This window comes from Agromyces sp. CF514 (genome assembly GCF_900113185.1).
In the GTDB taxonomy this organism is placed as follows: Bacteria; Actinomycetota; Actinomycetes; order Actinomycetales; family Microbacteriaceae; genus Agromyces.
This window is the reverse complement of record NZ_FOZD01000001.1, coordinates 1,163,567-1,178,499: the sequence shown is the minus strand read 5'-3', so window position 1 is coordinate 1,178,499 and position 14,933 is coordinate 1,163,567. Positions and strand designations below refer to the sequence as shown.

17 protein-coding genes are annotated in these 14,933 nt (G+C 70.1%); 7 read left to right on the top strand and 10 right to left on the bottom strand.

Annotated features, from left to right (window positions below; translation table 11 throughout):
• Nucleotides 1-17: 17 nt before the first annotated feature.
• The 4 genes from BM342_RS05120 to BM342_RS05105 are packed head-to-tail and all read right to left on the bottom strand — an operon-like array spanning nucleotide 18 to nucleotide 4,427.
• The gene (locus tag BM342_RS05120) at nucleotides 18-1,169 is read right to left on the bottom strand and encodes a mandelate racemase/muconate lactonizing enzyme family protein (RefSeq protein WP_092964373.1); all 1,152 of its coding nucleotides are present in this window, start codon (nucleotides 1,167-1,169) and stop codon (nucleotides 18-20) included.
• Nucleotides 1,170-1,182: 13 nt separating this feature from the next.
• Nucleotides 1,183-2,118 (bottom strand): carbohydrate ABC transporter permease, encoded by a 936-nt coding sequence (locus tag BM342_RS05115; RefSeq protein WP_255368536.1) that lies wholly within the window; start codon nucleotides 2,116-2,118, stop codon nucleotides 1,183-1,185.
• Entirely contained in the window at nucleotides 2,111-3,055 is a 945-nt protein-coding gene (locus BM342_RS05110; RefSeq protein WP_143109760.1) for a carbohydrate ABC transporter permease, read from the bottom strand. Before BM342_RS05110 ends, BM342_RS05115 begins: the two co-directional genes overlap by 8 nt.
• A 1-nt stretch (nucleotide 3,056) precedes the next feature.
• Nucleotides 3,057-4,427 carry an ABC transporter substrate-binding protein gene (locus BM342_RS05105; RefSeq protein ID WP_092964372.1) on the bottom strand — a complete coding sequence of 457 codons (1,371 nt, stop codon included), beginning with the start codon at nucleotides 4,425-4,427 and terminating at the stop codon, nucleotides 3,057-3,059.
• 137 nt (nucleotides 4,428-4,564) lie between these two features.
• Between BM342_RS05105 and BM342_RS05100 the strand changes: the two genes are divergently transcribed.
• A complete protein-coding gene (locus tag BM342_RS05100) occupies nucleotides 4,565-5,317 on the top strand; it encodes a FadR/GntR family transcriptional regulator (RefSeq protein ID WP_092964371.1) in 753 nt (250 codons plus the stop codon).
• Between the two features lie 128 nt (nucleotides 5,318-5,445).
• On the opposite strand, the gene BM342_RS05095 is transcribed toward BM342_RS05100, so the two are convergent.
• The 5 genes from BM342_RS05095 to BM342_RS05075 all read right to left on the bottom strand — a co-directional run bounded on the left by BM342_RS05095 (nucleotide 5,446) and on the right by BM342_RS05075 (nucleotide 10,723).
• On the bottom strand, nucleotides 5,446-7,488 hold the full coding sequence (locus tag BM342_RS05095; RefSeq protein WP_177232063.1) for a right-handed parallel beta-helix repeat-containing protein: 2,043 nt from the start codon (nucleotides 7,486-7,488) through the stop codon (nucleotides 5,446-5,448).
• A 202-nt stretch (nucleotides 7,489-7,690) separates the two neighbouring features.
• Nucleotides 7,691-8,482 (bottom strand): SDR family NAD(P)-dependent oxidoreductase, encoded by a 792-nt coding sequence (locus tag BM342_RS05090; protein WP_092964369.1) that lies wholly within the window; start codon nucleotides 8,480-8,482, stop codon nucleotides 7,691-7,693.
• On the bottom strand, nucleotides 8,482-8,913 hold the full coding sequence (locus BM342_RS05085) for an SRPBCC family protein (protein WP_092964368.1): 432 nt from the start codon (nucleotides 8,911-8,913) through the stop codon (nucleotides 8,482-8,484). The genes BM342_RS05090 and BM342_RS05085 overlap by 1 nt, the downstream gene beginning before the upstream one ends.
• Nucleotides 8,910-9,440 (bottom strand): ArsR/SmtB family transcription factor, encoded by a 531-nt coding sequence (locus BM342_RS05080; protein WP_092964367.1) that lies wholly within the window; start codon nucleotides 9,438-9,440, stop codon nucleotides 8,910-8,912. The genes BM342_RS05085 and BM342_RS05080 overlap by 4 nt, the downstream gene beginning before the upstream one ends.
• 257 nt (nucleotides 9,441-9,697) lie before the next feature.
• Nucleotides 9,698-10,723 carry an ArsR/SmtB family transcription factor gene (locus tag BM342_RS05075; RefSeq protein WP_255368535.1) on the bottom strand — a complete coding sequence of 342 codons (1,026 nt, stop codon included), beginning with the start codon at nucleotides 10,721-10,723 and terminating at the stop codon, nucleotides 9,698-9,700.
• An 85-nt stretch (nucleotides 10,724-10,808) separates the two neighbouring features.
• On the opposite strand from BM342_RS05075, the gene BM342_RS05070 reads away from it, so the two are divergent.
• The 4 genes from BM342_RS05070 (at nucleotide 10,809) to BM342_RS05055 (ending at nucleotide 12,606) form a co-directional block, all read left to right on the top strand.
• A complete protein-coding gene (locus tag BM342_RS05070; protein WP_092964366.1) occupies nucleotides 10,809-11,207 on the top strand; it encodes a cupin domain-containing protein in 399 nt (132 codons plus the stop codon).
• Between the two features lie 36 nt (nucleotides 11,208-11,243).
• Nucleotides 11,244-11,534 carry a DUF4287 domain-containing protein gene (locus tag BM342_RS05065; RefSeq protein WP_092964365.1) on the top strand — a complete coding sequence of 97 codons (291 nt, stop codon included), beginning with the start codon at nucleotides 11,244-11,246 and terminating at the stop codon, nucleotides 11,532-11,534.
• Nucleotides 11,534-11,950, top strand: coding sequence for a nitroreductase/quinone reductase family protein (locus BM342_RS05060; RefSeq protein ID WP_092964364.1), 417 nt, complete (start codon nucleotides 11,534-11,536; stop codon nucleotides 11,948-11,950). Before BM342_RS05065 ends, BM342_RS05060 begins: the two co-directional genes overlap by 1 nt.
• An 80-nt stretch (nucleotides 11,951-12,030) precedes the next feature.
• A complete protein-coding gene (locus tag BM342_RS05055; protein ID WP_092964363.1) occupies nucleotides 12,031-12,606 on the top strand; it encodes a GNAT family N-acetyltransferase in 576 nt (191 codons plus the stop codon).
• Here the strand turns inward: BM342_RS05055 and BM342_RS05050 are convergent.
• Nucleotides 12,581-13,099, bottom strand: coding sequence for a GNAT family N-acetyltransferase (locus tag BM342_RS05050; protein ID WP_092964362.1), 519 nt, complete (start codon nucleotides 13,097-13,099; stop codon nucleotides 12,581-12,583). The genes BM342_RS05055 and BM342_RS05050 overlap by 26 nt on opposite strands.
• A 60-nt stretch (nucleotides 13,100-13,159) precedes the next feature.
• On the opposite strand from BM342_RS05050, the gene BM342_RS05045 reads away from it, so the two are divergent.
• Both BM342_RS05045 and BM342_RS05040 read left to right on the top strand, forming a co-directional pair.
• Entirely contained in the window at nucleotides 13,160-14,131 is a 972-nt protein-coding gene (locus BM342_RS05045) for a prenyltransferase/squalene oxidase repeat-containing protein (protein ID WP_092964361.1), read from the top strand.
• Between the two features lie 11 nt (nucleotides 14,132-14,142).
• Nucleotides 14,143-14,889, top strand: a complete 747-nt coding sequence (locus BM342_RS05040) for an SGNH/GDSL hydrolase family protein (protein ID WP_092964360.1) — start codon at nucleotides 14,143-14,145, stop codon at nucleotides 14,887-14,889.
• Nucleotides 14,890-14,933: the final 44 nt, after the last annotated feature.

Below are 14,933 nucleotides of genomic sequence, written 5' to 3'. Positions count from 1 at the left end.
CCTTCTGCGCTCGAGGGTCAGCGCTCGACGCCATCGAGCACGACTCGCAGGCCCGCGCGCGTCGGACGCATGTGGGGGCCGGCCGGGTCGGCCCAGCCTCCGCCGTCGCGCCGGGCGTCGATCAGGGCCTCGTCGATCGAGATGCCTGCGCCGGGCGCGTCGCTCAGCACGATGCCGCCGTCGGCGAACTCGTGGTCGACGAGCACGCCGTCGGCGAAGTCGAGCGCCTGCACCTCGGTCGTGAGATGGTTCGGCACCGCCGTCATGACGTGCGCGACCGCGGGGTTGGCGTTGTAGCCGACCGGGCTGACCGGAAGGTCGCGGGCCGCGGCCGCGAACGAGAGACGGTGCAGGTGCGAGACGCCCCAGATCGCGCCGGCCTGCACGATGTCGGGCGCGCCCGCGTCGAACAGGGGCCGGAACTGGTCGACGCCCGTGAGGTTCTCGCCCGTGGCGACGGCCGCCTTGATGCCGCTGCTGAGCCGGGCGTGCCCGGTGGCATCCCATCGGCGCAGCGGTTCCTCGACCCAGAGCAGGTCGACCTGCTCCTCGATGGCCGACACGTAGCGCACGGCCTGCTTGAGCTGCCACGACTCGTTCGCGTCGAGCATGAGGCCCGGCCTGCTGGTGTTCACGCGCAGCGCATCGGAGAGGATGCCGAGGCGGCGCAGGTCGGCGTCGAGGTCGAGCCCGCCCTTGAGCTTGCCCGCGACGAAGCCCCGCTCGGCGAACTCGGCGTAGAACGTCGTGAGCTCGTCGTCGTCGAGCGCGATGTCGAGCCCCGACGCGTACCCGGGCACGAACCGGTCGCGCCCGCCGAGCAGACGCCAGAGCGGTTCGCCCGCGGCCTTCGCCTTGAGGTCCCAGAGCGCGGCGTCGAGCGTCGCGAGGCCGCCGTACGTCGCACCGGCGTGCCCGCTCTTGAACACCTGGGCGAGCATGCGGTCGAAGAGCGCGGAGGTGCTCCTCGGGTCTTCGCCGTCGAGCGCGGGGAACAGCCGCTGGAGATCGGCGTGCGAGCCGATGCCCACGCCCTCGAGCCCTGCGTCGGTCTCGAGGATGACGATGGGCACCTCGGTGACGGCCTCGGTGATGTGCCCGTTCACGTCGCCGATCGAGCGGCGCCAGTGGTGCTGTGCGGTGACGGTGCGGTATCCGGTGATCTTCATGGGGTCCTCTTCGTCATTCCTTGGTTCCGCCGGCCGTCATTCCCTCGACGAGGAAACGCTGCGCGAACAGGAAGATGAGCAGGATCGGCGCCACCGAGATGAGCGTCGCGAGGGCGAGCGTCGGCAGCTGGATCACGATGCTCGAGGCCGTGGTCGGATTGAAGGCCGGCACGTTCGCGAGCAGGTTCGCGAGGCCCACCTGCACGGGGATCTTCGTTCCGCCGACCACGAGGAACGGCAGGAAGTAGTTGTTCCAGTTCGCCACGAAGCTGAAGAAGCCGACGAGGGCGATCACGGGCGTCGCGAGCGGCATGGCGACCTGTGCGAACACCCGCACCTCGCCCGCGCCGTCGATGCGGGCCGCGTTCAGCAGGTCGCGCGAGACGGCGGTCGAGAAGTAGATGTAGGTCAGGTACACGCCGAACGGGAAGAACGAGAACGGCAGGATCACCGCGAGCGGGCTGCCGATGAGCTTCGCGGCGCTCAGCTCGAGGAAGATCGGCAGCACGAGGGCGGTGTTCGGGATGAGCATCACGATGAGCGTGGTGACCAGCAGCAGGCGACGACCCTTGAACTCGATGAGCGCGAGCGCGTACCCGGCCGGGATGCTCACGATCAGGGTGATCACGAGCGCGGTGAACGAGTAGAACGCCGAGTTGCCCATCCAGGTCGTGAAGACGCCGCTGCCGAACGCGAACAGCTCGTTCCAGTTGGCCGCGAGCTGGTCGAGGGACCCGAAGCTGAACGGGCCCTCCTGCAGCAGCTGCGAGTTCGTCTTCGTCGGTGCGAGCACCAGCCAGATGATCGGCAGGATGAAGAAGGCCGCGAACACGAGCAGCACGAGCACGACGACGGCGCGGCCGATCCACTGCCCCGGGGTGAGCGCGTGGCGCTCCCGGCGCTGCGGGGCGCCGTTGGTCACGATGGTGCGGGTGGTCAGGTCAGTCACGTTCGAACAGCTTTCCTCGGAAGATGAAGATCGCCGAGAGCCCCAGCGCGACCACGAGCAGCATCACCGAGATGGCGGCCGATCCCGAGAAGTCGTTCTGCCGGAAGGCGTAGAGGTAGGCGAGCTGGTTGAGGGAGTAGTCCTCGGGCACGATGTTCTTCGTCGCCTGCGCGAGGATCTTCGGCTCGACGAAGAGCTGGGTGCCCGCCGCAAGCGACATGACGCCCATGTAGCTGATCCACTTGGTGAGCATCGGCAGCTGGATGTACCACGCCGTCTGCACGGGGCCGGCTCCGTCGATGCGGGCGGCCTCCATGACCTCGACCGGCACGTTGTTGAGCGCGCCGAACATGATGACGATCCACGAGCCCGCTCCGGCCCAGAAGGCGATGACGGTGAAGACCACGGGCAGGTTGCCGACGGCGACCACGTTGATGAGCGACTCGTAGCCCATCGCGTGCAGCAGGGCGGAGACCGGGCTGACCGACGGGTCGAGCACGAAGAGCCAGAGCAGCACGCTCGAGGCGCCGGCGATGGCGCCCGGGATGTAGAAGAGGAACCGGGCGGTGTTGCCGAGCCAGCGCACCCGGATGCCGTGCACGATGATCGCGAGCACGACGACGAGCACGATGAGGCTCACGAGCCAGAAGAGCACGTACAGCGCGACGTGCATGACCGCCGGCAGGAACCGGTAGTCGCCGAAGACGCGCACGAAGTTGTCGAAGCCGACGAAGACGCCGTTGCGCGTGAACGAGAGGTACAGGGCGTAGAGCGTGGGCAGCAGGCCGAAGGCCAGCAGCAGCAGGGTGTACCCGCTGACGAAGACGTAGCCGTAGCGCGACTGCCCCGCATTCACGCGAGACGCGCGCCGGCCCTCCGGCCGGCGCCGCCCCGAGGGGACGGCGTCGACCGGAACCGGAGGTGCGGTGACGGTCACGTTACTCGACCGAGTATCCGTTGACGGTGGCCTCGTTCTCGAGCTCCTGCTGCCATGCGGGCAGCAGCGACTCGATGGTCTTCCCGTCGGCGATGCCGGGGATCACGATCTTCGCCCAGGCGGTCTCGGGGCTCCACGAGGTGACGTTCCAGCCCGACCAGACCTGGCCCGCGGCATCCGACATCACGGTCTTGAAGTCGTCGTTCACGAAGTAGCCGGCCTCGGCCTGCTTGTCGAGCCACTTCTCGGCGGCCGACGTGTACGCCGGGTAGCCCGACGAGGCGTCGACCTGGAACTCGTCGGCGCTCGTGACGAACTCGAGGAACGTCTTGACCGCATCGAGGTTCTTCGAGTGGCTCGAGGCGTACCAGACGCCGCCGCCCACGTTGCCGGCCGCGACGTCGCCGCCGTCCCACTTGAGCGGGGCGCTGACGCCGATCTGCCCGGCGGGCACGGCGAGCGCACCCTGGAAGATCGCACCCGTGTACCAGACCGGTCCGGGCACGCCCACGAGCTTGCCCGCGTACTTCGAGGCGAAGTCGGCGCTGAAGAAGCTGTCCTGCACGAGCGTGCCGTTGGCGAGCATGCCGTCGAGGATCTTCGAGATGCCCTCGGAGTTCGCGTCGGCCGTGTCGGAGTGGAAGACGTTCGCCTCGGGCGACTGGAACACGGGCGACTCGGAGCCGCCGTAGTAGACGTAGGTCATGAAGCTGTCGCCCATGCTGCCGAGGATGTACCCCGGGTGCTCGGCGGCGAGCTTGTCGCCGAGTTCGCCGTACTCCTCCCACGTGGTGGGCACGTCGTAGCCGAACTGGTCGAGCAGCGTCTGGTCGTAGTAGAAGACGGTCTGCGCGAGGTCGTTGCGCAGACCGTAGACGGTGCCGTCGATGGTCGTGTAGTCGAGCGACCCCGCCGCGAAGCCGTCGAGGAAGTCCTGGTCGATGAAGCCCTTGTTGAGCGGCGCGGCGAAGCCCTGCTCGCCGCCGGTGGTCTGCTTCGACGCCCAGATCGCGTCGTTCTGCTGGGTCGAGAACACGACATCGGGCCAGCCCTCGCCGGCCTGGTCCATGAGCGAGATCTTGCTCTGGAACGATCCGCTGCCTCCGGCGTTGCCGTCGTAGGTCTCGAGGTTGACCTCGATGTCGGGATTCGCATCCTGGAAGGCGGTGACGGCGGGCTCGCGCGAGGCGTCGACCCACACGGTGATCGGGCTGTCGGCGACCTGCTCGGCCTGGGTGAAGCCGAGCGAGGTGTCACCGCCGCCCGAGGCGTCTGACGAGCAACCGCTGAGCGCGAGGAGCCCCGCGGTGGCTGCGGCGGCCACCGCGACGAGCCGTGCGGCCCGGCGGTGGGAGGACGAGTGCTGTGACATTTCGCATCCTGTTCTGGTCGGCGTCTCTGACGACATGCACCCCAGGGGGCGGGGCAGAAGTGATTACATCATACGTCTTATCAAGTCCACAAGAGACGTCATAGGTATTACCAATATTCGTCGGTATGCTGTGACCCATGTCCGATACGTACGCTGCGCCGGGGCAGCTCGCCGAGTACCCCACGATCGCCTCGCGCACGCGCGCGCCGCGCCTCGGGGTGACGGTCGTGAGCGCCCTCGTCGACGCGATCGTGCGAGGCGACCTCGAGCCCGGCAGCTCGCTGCCGCCCGAGGCCGTGCTCTGCGAGCAGTTCGGCGTCAGCCGCACCGTCATCCGCGAGTCCGCCAAGCGCCTCGAGGAGAAGGGCCTCGTAACCGTGGCCCAGGGCCGAGGCACCCGCGTGCTGCCACCGGCCTCCTGGAACATGGTCGACGCGACCGTGCTCGCCGCACTCGTCGCCAACGACGCCACGCTCGGCGTGCTCGACGAGCTGAGCGCCGTACGCGCCGCACTCGAGGCCGTCATCGCGCGCGACGCCGCCGCACGGCGCACTCCCGCCGAGCTGGAGCGCCTGCGCGAGGCCCTCGTGCTCATGCGCGAGACCGTCGGCGACGAACCGCGCTTCAGCCAGGCCGATGTCGACTTCCACCAGCGCGTCGGCGAGATCACCTCGAACCGGCTCGCCGACAGCATCGTGCGCACGCTCTTCGCCGAGGCCCGCGAGAGCGCCCGCTTCCACCTGCACAGCGAGCTCGACGTGACGCTGCGCGAGCACGAGCGCGTCTTCGCGGCGATCGAGGCCGGCGACCCCGACGAGGCCGAGGCGGCCATGCGCGCGCACATCCTCGACGCATGGGAGCGGCGGCGCCCGCCGAGCCCCAAGCGCTGACGCCCGCGCGCTGACGCCCGCGCGCGGGCGCCGGCCGCGGCGACGCGGGGCCGACCGCCCGCCGACCCACCGCATACGACGAGAACGGCCCGGATGTCGCATCCGGGCCGTTCCGCGTCAGCGTCGGATCAGCGGCGAGCTCCGGCCTCGGCCATGACCGTCTTGGCCTCCTCGGGCCAGTCCTCCTGGGCGATGCCGTTGAGCTCGACCTCGTCGGTCCAGTACGTGCGGTATTCGGGGAACCGCACGTACCGCTCGTTGCCGCCGGTCCACCAGTTGCCCGTGAACTGCAGGTCGAGGGTGTTGAAGATCTCCGGCCCCTTCGTGTCGGCGTTCACGTAGATGTACCGGCTCGAGTCGAGGATCACGTTCTCGCGCACTTCGATGTACCGCGAGCCCTGGTCGATCAGCATGCCGAAGGTCTCGCGGCTGTCGAAGATGTAGTTGCGTTCGATGAGCGTGCCCGGGCTCGCCGACAGCGTGTAGATGCTGCCGCCGTCGTGCATCTCGTTCTTGGTGTCGTGGATGAGGTTGTACGCCACGTGGTTGTCGCGGAACGTCGTCGGCGTCTCGTACCGCGGCTGGATCTCGTACCGACCTGCCTTCTCGTAGTACGCGTTGCCGCCCGGGTCGTTGATGCCCCAGCCCCAGCCGATGTCGATGCCGTCGTAGGGCAGTTCGGTGAGGGTGTTGTGCGAGATCTCCGCACGGGTCACGTAGGTCGAGAGGATGCCGGCGCTGTCGCGGTAGCTCTGCCCGACCCGGCTGATGGTGTTGTCGACGATCGTGATGTCGCGAACGGTCATGCGATCGTCGCTCGGGTGGTGCGCGTCGGGCTGCACGCCGCCGACGACGATGCCCGACCCTCCGAGGTCGGTGAACTCGTTGCCGAGCACCCGGATGTCGTTCGCGCCGTACCCGACGCCCGTCTCGTGCGCGTTCGGGTCCATGCCGATGCCGAGGCCGACCGAGCCGAGCTGGTCGAACCGGTTGCCGTCGAAGGAGATGTCGCTCGCCGCCGAGACCTGGACCGCACCGGGCACCTGCCACCACTCATCGCGGGTCTGCTCGAACTCCGGGCACCCGTCCTGGCAGGTCGTGAGGTAGTCGGCGGGCGGCGAGTAGTCGCCGACGGCGTGGGCGCCGGACTGCTGGTCGGCGTATCCTTGCTCCGAGCTCGGCCGCAGCCAGGTCGTGTGCGCGAACTCGAGGTTCTCGAACGAGAGCCCCTCGATCGGGTCGTCGTAGGTGCCGCCGACCTCGACGAGCGTCTCGAGCTCGGGCAGGCGCACGTCGACGCCGTCCATCGTCGCTCCGTCGGGCGCCTTGTAGTAGACCTTTCCGGCGGGTGAATCGAGGTACCACTCGTCCGCGTTCGCGAAGAACTCGTACGCGTTCACGAGGTAGAGGGCGCCACGGTTGTAGGGCGACTTCAGCGTGTCGTAGCCGAAGTTATTGTTCTGCCAAGCCGGCTGCACCATCCGGATCTCGTTGCCGATGATGGATTCGACGGGCGAGATGCGGTCGGTGAACGAGCCGAGGCTGACGATCTCGAGGTCGGCCTGGTTGCGGAGGCCGCTGAGGTCGCCGTATCGACCCTGGTCGACCGTGAGACCCGATTCAGTCCACGTGAGCTGTGCACGGTCCTTCTTGTCGGCGGCGAGCAGCAGCTTGGTCTTCTCGGCGGGCTGGCCGTCGACGTAGAGCTGACGCGACTCGGTGCCCGGTGCGACCTCGGCCACCCAGATGTTCTGCTCGGCATCCTGGAGACGCCAGCCGGTCACGCGGTGGCCGCCCGAGAGCACGGCACGCTCGCCGTCGGCGCTCGTCCAGGTCACCGTGTGCCCGTTCGACCCGCCGTCCTTCGGACCGAACCGGAGGGGCTCGTCGAGTTCGTACGTGCCGCCGTCGAGTACGACGCGGACGTCCCGCTTCTTGCCCTTGTTCTTCGCGACCGACTTGGCCGCGTCGATGGAGGTGACGACGATGTCGCCGGCGGGCGCGCCCTTCTTGCCGTGCGGCGCCACCACGATGGTCAGGGCGTCCGTCGCCCCGTCGCCGCGCCCGGCCGTCGGGGTCGCCGAGGCGGAATGCGCGCCGACCACCGCCCCGCTGATGGCGAGTGCCGCAACCGCCAACGCGGCGAGCGACCGTTGAGTGAGCATCTTCATTGATTTCTCCCGGTTTCGTATGTCGAATGACATCATATGAATTGCACCGTAAACCCCTCGAACGGGGGACGTCAACGACGTTGCAGCATGCGCAACACTCGAGAGTCATGAGCTCGCGACGAACTGAGATCAGCTGTGCGGCGCCGAGAACACGAAGCGGCCCGGATGCACATCGCATCCGGGCCGCTCCTGCACGTGGTCGTCAGTCGACGAGCGCGCCCGCCGTCAGGTTCGAGACGACTCCCGTCATCGACGCCGCACGATCGGATGCCGCGAACGCGAGGTACTCGGCCACCTCGTCGAGTTCGGGCAGCCGCCCGAGCAGCGTCGTCGACGCCAGGCCGTTCCACCAGTCGTCGAGGCTCGTGCCACCGGCATCCGCGATGCGCCCGAACATGTCGAGCGTGTACGACTCGGAGGCGTCGCGGAACGCGTGCGGGCGCACGCACACCACGCGCACGCCGGCCGGGCCGAGCTCGCCGGCGAGCGCCCGCGAGAAGCCCTCGAGCCCGGCGCTCTGCGCGGCGTTGCCGATCAGCCCCCGGCCAGTGAGGCGTGCGCCCGGCGTCGAGATCGTGAGGATCACGCCGCCCCCCTGGGCGATCATCGCGCGCGACGCGGCCTTCGCCGTGACGAAGTTCGTCTGCAGGTAGCCCGTGATGGGGTGCAGGTAGTCGGCGAGCGTCGTGTCGGCGATCGCGAGCCCCTGCACGTGGTCGAAGCCGACCGCGTTGAGGGCGATGTCGAGGCGCCCCTCGCGTGCGACGACGGCGTCGACGTGTTCGTCCACCGCCGCCTGGTCCATGGCGTCGACGACCGCGATCTCGACGCTCGCACCGGTCGCACGGATCGCGGATGCCGCGGCCTCGAGCCGTGGCAGGCTGCGCCCCGCGAGATGCAGGCGCACGCCCTCGCGGGCGAACACGCGTGCCGTCGTCGATCCGATCGATCCCCCGCCGCCGTGGATCACGGCGACCTTCCCTTCGAGCAGCATCACGCCGCCTCCTCTGCGTAGCGCCGGGCGAACCCGGACATGATCTCGGTCCATCCCTCGGCGTGCAACCGCACGGCGAGCGCGTCGGGCAGTCGCTCGTGCCGCACCTCGACGAGGGTCCCGTCGCCGTCGGGTTCGAAGCTCACGCGCACGACCGAGTCGGTGCCGTGCGTCGCATCCGACCTCCACGTGAACTCGAGCCGGCGAGGCCGGTCGATCACCATGTAGGTGCCGCCGTGCAGGAATGCGCCCTGCGGGTCGTTCATCGTGATCGCGAACGTCCCGCCGACGCGCGGGTCGATCACCGCCGTCGAAGGCTCGCTGCCGTCGCGTCGCATCCACACGGAGAGCGCCGCGGGGTCGAGCCACGCGTCGAAGAGCCGGTCCGCGGATGCCGCGATCCGCCGACTCACCGTCACGACGGCGCTCATCGGGCACCGCCTCGCTCGTGCGGCTCGTCGCCGTCGGGCACGTCGCCGGTCGACCCGTCGCCGGTCGCGACGCTTGCGATGGCGGTCGGGCCGGTGGCGGCATCCGGCCCGCCGTCGACGGCACCCGAACCGTCTGCGGCCTCCGGCTCAGCCGGCTCGCCCGCGACATCCGTCTCGCCCGCGACATCCGGCTCGCCCGCGACATCCGACTCGTCGGACATGACGAACGCCTCGAGGGCGGCGAGCCGGTCCTCCCAGAACGCCTGGTAGCGCTGCATCCAGGCGACGGCGTTGCCGAGCGACTCGGCCCGCAGCGACAGCACGTGCTCGCGGCCCCGCACCTCGCGGTGCACGAGCTCGGCGCGCTCGAGCACCTTGATGTGCTTGCTCGTGGAGTTCAGCGAGATCGGGAACTCGCGCGCGAGGTCGGTGACCCGTGCCTCGCCATCGAGCAGGCGGTCGAGGATCGCGCGCCTCGTGGGGTCGGCGACGGCGCCCAGCACCGCATCCAGTTGATATTCACCCATGCGGGTGAATATACGCCGACGACCCCCGGGCGTCAACCGCCCGGTGCGCAACTCCGGAGCGACAGGGCGACACGCCGCCGATGCACCCGATCGGGGCGGCGTGTCGCGCAGATCTCCTGAGTTGCGCACGCCCGCCGCGCTGCCCTCGAACGCGGGAGCACCGGACCAGCGCCGTCACCGGTGGCCGGTCGCCGTCGCCGGTCACCGGTCGCCGTCGCCGGTCGCTGGCCGCCGGTCGCCGGCCGCGCCGGCCGCCCCTACAGCGTCGCCCCGACGACCGCCTCGCCCAACGGCGTCCGCAGGTGCAGCACGCGCGCGCCGTCGCGCCGGCTCGCGACGAGCCCGCTGCCCCGGAGCACGGCGAGGTGGTGCGACGCGGTCGAGACCGCGAGGCCCGAGTCCGCGGCCACCTGCGAGGTCGTGCGCTCGACGTGCGCGCCGAGCAGGATCCCCGCCCGCGCCGGTCCGAGCAGCGCACCGAGCGCGTCGGCGGCCGTCTCGGTGTTGCGCGCCCACGTCTCGGTCACGCCCTGCGCCGGGTAGAAGAGCGTGGGCTGCGCCGGGGGTTCGGTGAGCACGGAGCATCCGCGGGTCCAGCTCATGACCGTCGGCACGAGCACGAGCCCGCTCCCCCGACAGTCGAGCACCTCTCGGTGCATGCGCAGCTCGACACGCACGGCATCGTCGCTCCAGTCGACCGACCGGTGCAGCGCGCCGACCATGCCGCCGAGCCCGTCGGTCGCGATGCGTCGGGACCGAACCGCGATGTCGGCGCGCAGGATGCGCTCGAGCTGCGGCCACACGGGGGCGAGCACCGCCGTCCACATCGCCTCGAACGCGTCGGCGAGCATCGCCCGCGCGCGCAGCGGATCGTCGTGCATGTGCCGGATGGCGCGGTGCCGCTCGCCTGTCGATCGCAGGAGCATCTTCGCCAGGTCTGCGCGCATGAGCTCGGGCGGCACCTCGCGCAGGCGGGCGAACTCGTCGGCGGGCTGCATGTCCCACGTCGGCGTCGACGTGAAGAAGTCGGGGAAGTACCCCTCCGCCCCGATGACGGTGCGCAGCAGGTCGAACGGCTCGCGCGGCATCCCCGACCTGACGCTGCGCAACCACCCCCACTGCAGCGGATGCCCCTCGGGCCGCTGGAGCACGCGCATCGCGTTGCAGAGCTCGTGCCCTGGCGAGACCCCGAACCTGATGGCCGAGATGTCATCGGGCGCGAGGCGGAACTCCACGAGGTTGCGGTCCACCGCGTCCCGCCCCGACGCGATGCGGTCCGTCAAGTTTCGATCCACATCGAAATGCTAACGCCGACGGATGCCGCGGGCGGACCCTGTTCTCATCCCAGTCCACCGAATCGAGGAACCCATGACCACCTCATCCACCCCGGCCGAGATCCTCCTCGCGCCGTCCGAGTCCGCGGCCTCCGCCCCCGGGATCGTGCACGCCTCCGAACTGCTCATCGGCACCGGCCGGACGCGACGGTTCGTGGGCATCGAGCACGGATCGGGCATCTCGTACTTCTTCGTCGACTACGAGACCGGTCAGGGCACCGACCTGCACTGGCATCCGTACCCCGAGACCTGGGTCGTGCTCGAGGGCGAGGCGTCGATCACGATCGGCGACCGGCAGCTGACCGCCCGAGCCGGCGACACCGCCACGGTGCCGAGCGGGGTCTGGCACCAGTTCGCCAACACGCGGCCCGAGCGGCTCAAGGTCTTGTGCATCCACGCCTCGCCCGTCATCATCCAGACGTGGGCCGACTGAGCCGGCGCCCGACCCACCGACACCGAAGGGAACACCATGACGTTTCAGGCCTACCTCGACAACATCGAGGCCAAGACCGGCATCACCCCGCGCGCCTTCATCGAGCTCGCCCACGAGCAGGGCTTCGACGAGACCACGAAGTCGGCGCCCATCGTCGCCTGGCTGAAGGCCGACTACGGCCTCGGCCAGGGCCACGCGATGGCCCTCGTGCACGTGATCACCAAGGGCCCGCAGATCAGCGACAAGCACGTCGGCACGGGCACGGCCCACAGCGACCCGAGCAACATGCTCTGGCTCGACGGGGCCGCGACGAACCCGAACCCCTGATGACCGAGATCGACGACGGCGTCGTGACGGCGTTCCGGGCGGGCAGGACGCCGCCCGGCATGCATCGCGAACGCCTGCTGCTGCTCACCACCACGGGCCGCCGCAGCGGCGAGCCGCACACGACGCCCATGATGCGGCTGCCGTTGCCCGACGCCGACCACGTCGTCGCCTCGGCGAACGCCGCGCCAGAGCATCCGGAGTGGTACCGCAACCTCCTCGCCGACCCGCACGAGCACGTCGAGGTCGACGGCGAGGAGTACGACGCGATCGCTCAGGTGCTCGCCGATGCCGAGCACGACTTCGCGTGGGACTGGATCCTCCAGTCCGCGCCGTTCTTCGCCGATCACCAGGCGCGCGTCGACCGCACGATCCCCGTCGTGCGACTGCGTCGGGTGCAGCCGGGCGACGACGCCTGATCCGCACCATCCGGGCCGTGACCGCTCGCGGCCCCGGACCCCGGACGTCGGATGTCGGTGGGCGCTGGCATCGTGGCCGCATGGCGATCGAGGTGCGACCGGCAACCGTGTTCGAAGATGTCGCGACCATGGTGGGGCCCAAGCGACCCGATGCGAACGTGTGCTTCTGCCTGAGCTACCGCATCGGCTCGAAAGAGAACCTGGCGCTGAAGGGTCCGGCCCGCGGCGAACGCGTGCGCGAGCTCTGCGCCGAAGACCCTCCGCCCGGCGTGCTCGCCTACGACGGCGGCGAGGTCGTGGGCTGGGCGGGCGTGCATCCGCGGGCCGACACGAGCTTCTCGCGCAACCGCAAGATCCCGCACGTCGACGACCTCGATGTGTGGTCGGTGTGGTGCATCCGCGTGCGTCCCGGGCATCGTGGCGAGGGCATCTCCCATGCATTGCTCGCGGGGGCCGTCGAATTCGCGCGCGAGCGCGGCGCCCCCGCGATCGAGGGCTACCCGGTCGACAACCGGGGCGAGAAGGTCGACCTCACGATGGCCTACGTCGGCACGCGCAAGCTCTTCGAGCGTGCGGGCTTCGCGAAGGCGGCCGACACCGAGTCGGTGATCAACGGGTTCCCGCGGGTGCTCATGCGCCTCGGACTCGGTACTTGAATCCGATGTGCGAGCCCACGAAGCCGAGCCGCTCGTAGAAGCGGTGGGCGTCGACGCGCGCGGCATCCGAGGTCAGCTGCACGAGACTCGAGCCGAGGGCCGGCGCCGCGACCTCCGTCACCCAGCGCATCATCGCGCCGCCAATGCCGGCGGAGCGCAGGTCGCTGCGCACGCGAACGGCCTCGACGAGCAGGCGCGTGCTGCCGCGCCGCGCCATGCCCGGAATCCTGGTGAGTTGCATCGTCGCGGCGAGCTCCCCCGCATGACCCTCGACGACGAGCAGGTCGTTGCCCGCATCGCGGAGGATCTCCTCGAGCGCGGCCCGGTAGGCGGGTTCGTCGTCCGACGACGCGACGTCGCCGCGCGAGGCGCTGATCGGGTCGTCCGAGAGCAGCGCCATGAGCGCGTCGAGGTCAGCCGGGTCGGCGCGACGCAGCAGCACCGTTCCGGTTCGCGTGTCGAGCGTGGCCGGGAGGTCGAGCGAAGGGAGCATGGGTCCAGTCTGCCGTCGCAACCCCTTGGCTTCGTCGGTGGGGCACGCCACGATGGAGCGATGGACGTCACCGACTGGCTGCTCGAGTCCGACCCCGCGGTTCGCTGGCAGGTCATGCGCGACCTGCTCGACGAGCCCGACGACGTGGTCGCCGCCGAACGCTCGCGCGTCGCGACCGAGGGCTCCGGCGCGCGACTGCTCTCGTTGCAGACCGCCGACGGCTACTGGGGCGGCGAGGCCTACGGCATCGACGGCGACCGGCGCAGCGTCATGTGGACCCTGCAGTCCCTGCGCCGCCTGGGCGTCGATCCGGCGGCCGATACCACGCGCACCGCGATCGATCGCGTGGTGGAGGGGGTTCGTTTCAGCGAGCACGACGGCGGTCGCCCGTTCTTCGACGGCGAGGTGGAGGCCTGCGTCAACGGCGGCGTGCTGGCGGCTTCGGCGTACTTCGGCGTGCTCGGCGACGGCGCCGATCGCATGATCGGGCTGCTGCTCGACGGCCAGCTCGACGACGGCGGGTGGAACTGCGAGCCGATCGAGGAGTCCGTGCGCTCGTCGTTCGACTCGACGCTCTGCGTGCTCGAGGGTCTGCTCGCCTACGAGGCGGCCGTCGGCGATGCGACAGACGCCGCCGTGGTCGACGCCCGCCATCGCGGCGAGGAGTACCTGCTCGAGCGCAACCTCTACCGCCGCAGGTCCACGGGCGGCATCGTGCGCGAGCGCTACGAGAACTTCATCTTCCCGCCGTACTGGGTCTACGACGTGCTGAGGTCGCTCGACCACTTCCGCGAAGCGAGTCTCATCGACGGCACCGAGCCCGACCCTCGCGTCGGTCCTGCCGTCGACCTGCTGCTCGAGCACCGCCGTGACGGCGGAACGTGGGCGGCCGGCGACCCGTGGAACGGCGCCGTGTTCCTCGCGCTCGACGCCGCACCCGGCGAGCCGAGCCCGTGGAACACGCTGCGCGCGCGCCGGGTGCTGCGCTGGGCACGCCCCGACGCGCTCGACGAGCTGCCGTCGGCCGAGTAGTACGCCGCCGAATGCCCCACCGCCGCTCTGCACTCGTCGCGACCGCGCTGCTCGCCTCCGCGACCGGCGTCGCGCTGTGGTGGCGCTGGCTCGCACGACGTCAGCACCACTGGCGCACCGCGTTGGCCGAATCGATCCCGGTCAACTCCGCGTACTGGCGCGAGCAGCGCGCCGGGCCGGGTGAGCTGCTCTACGTCGCCATCGGCGACTCGGCCGCGCAGGGCATCGGCGCGAGCAGGCCCGGCCACAGCTACGTGGGATTCATCGCACGGGCGATCGCCGCGGCATCCGCTCGACCGGTGCGCACCGTCAACCTCGGCATCTCGGGGGCGACGCTGCGCATCGCGATCGACGACGAGCTGCCGGTGCTCGCACGCCTCGAGCCCGACGTGCTGACGGTGTGCATCGGCGCGAACGACATCGCGGACTTCGACGTCGAACGATTCGAGCGGGAGATCCGCGAGCTCTTCGGGGCGCTGCCCGACCATGCGATCGTGGCCGACCTGCCGAGCTTCTACTTCCCGCCCGCGCAGGCGAAGGTGCGTGCGGCGAACCGCAGGCTGCGAGCGGCCGCCGCAGCGCGCGGGCTCGCGGTGGTGCCGCTGTTCGCCCGCACGAACCGCCAGGGCATGTGGGGCGTCTCGACGCAGTTCGCGGGCGATCTGTTCCATCCCAACGACCGCGGGTACCGCATCTGGGCCGACGCGTTCCGACCGGCGGTCGAAGCGCGTCTGGCCCAGTTGCCGCCGGTCGAGTAGCGCAGCGTATCGAGACCGGCGGTGGGCGGCTCTCGATACGGCGC

Bases quoted from the DNA above. Each gene is read 5' to 3' on its own strand.
- BM342_RS05065 (WP_092964365.1), top strand. From the start codon at position 11,244: ATGACGTTTCAGGCCTACCTCGACAACATCGAGGCCAAGACCGGCATC.
- BM342_RS05120 (WP_092964373.1), bottom strand. From the start codon at position 1,169: ATGAAGATCACCGGATACCGCACCGTCACCGCACAGCACCACTGGCGC.
- BM342_RS05070 (WP_092964366.1), top strand. From the start codon at position 10,809: ATGACCACCTCATCCACCCCGGCCGAGATCCTCCTCGCGCCGTCCGAG.
- BM342_RS05050 (WP_092964362.1), bottom strand. From the start codon at position 13,099: ATGCTCCCTTCGCTCGACCTCCCGGCCACGCTCGACACGCGAACCGGA.
- BM342_RS05055 (WP_092964363.1), top strand. From the start codon at position 12,031: ATGGCGATCGAGGTGCGACCGGCAACCGTGTTCGAAGATGTCGCGACC.
- BM342_RS05040 (WP_092964360.1), top strand. From the start codon at position 14,143: ATGCCCCACCGCCGCTCTGCACTCGTCGCGACCGCGCTGCTCGCCTCC.
- BM342_RS05060 (WP_092964364.1), top strand. From the start codon at position 11,534: ATGACCGAGATCGACGACGGCGTCGTGACGGCGTTCCGGGCGGGCAGG.
- BM342_RS05100 (WP_092964371.1), top strand. From the start codon at position 4,565: ATGTCCGATACGTACGCTGCGCCGGGGCAGCTCGCCGAGTACCCCACG.
- BM342_RS05045 (WP_092964361.1), top strand. From the start codon at position 13,160: ATGGACGTCACCGACTGGCTGCTCGAGTCCGACCCCGCGGTTCGCTGG.
- BM342_RS05095 (WP_177232063.1), bottom strand. From the start codon at position 7,488: ATGAAGATGCTCACTCAACGGTCGCTCGCCGCGTTGGCGGTTGCGGCA.
- BM342_RS05090 (WP_092964369.1), bottom strand. From the start codon at position 8,482: ATGCTGCTCGAAGGGAAGGTCGCCGTGATCCACGGCGGCGGGGGATCG.
- BM342_RS05080 (WP_092964367.1), bottom strand. From the start codon at position 9,440: ATGGGTGAATATCAACTGGATGCGGTGCTGGGCGCCGTCGCCGACCCC.
- BM342_RS05085 (WP_092964368.1), bottom strand. From the start codon at position 8,913: ATGAGCGCCGTCGTGACGGTGAGTCGGCGGATCGCGGCATCCGCGGAC.
- BM342_RS05105 (WP_092964372.1), bottom strand. From the start codon at position 4,427: ATGTCACAGCACTCGTCCTCCCACCGCCGGGCCGCACGGCTCGTCGCG.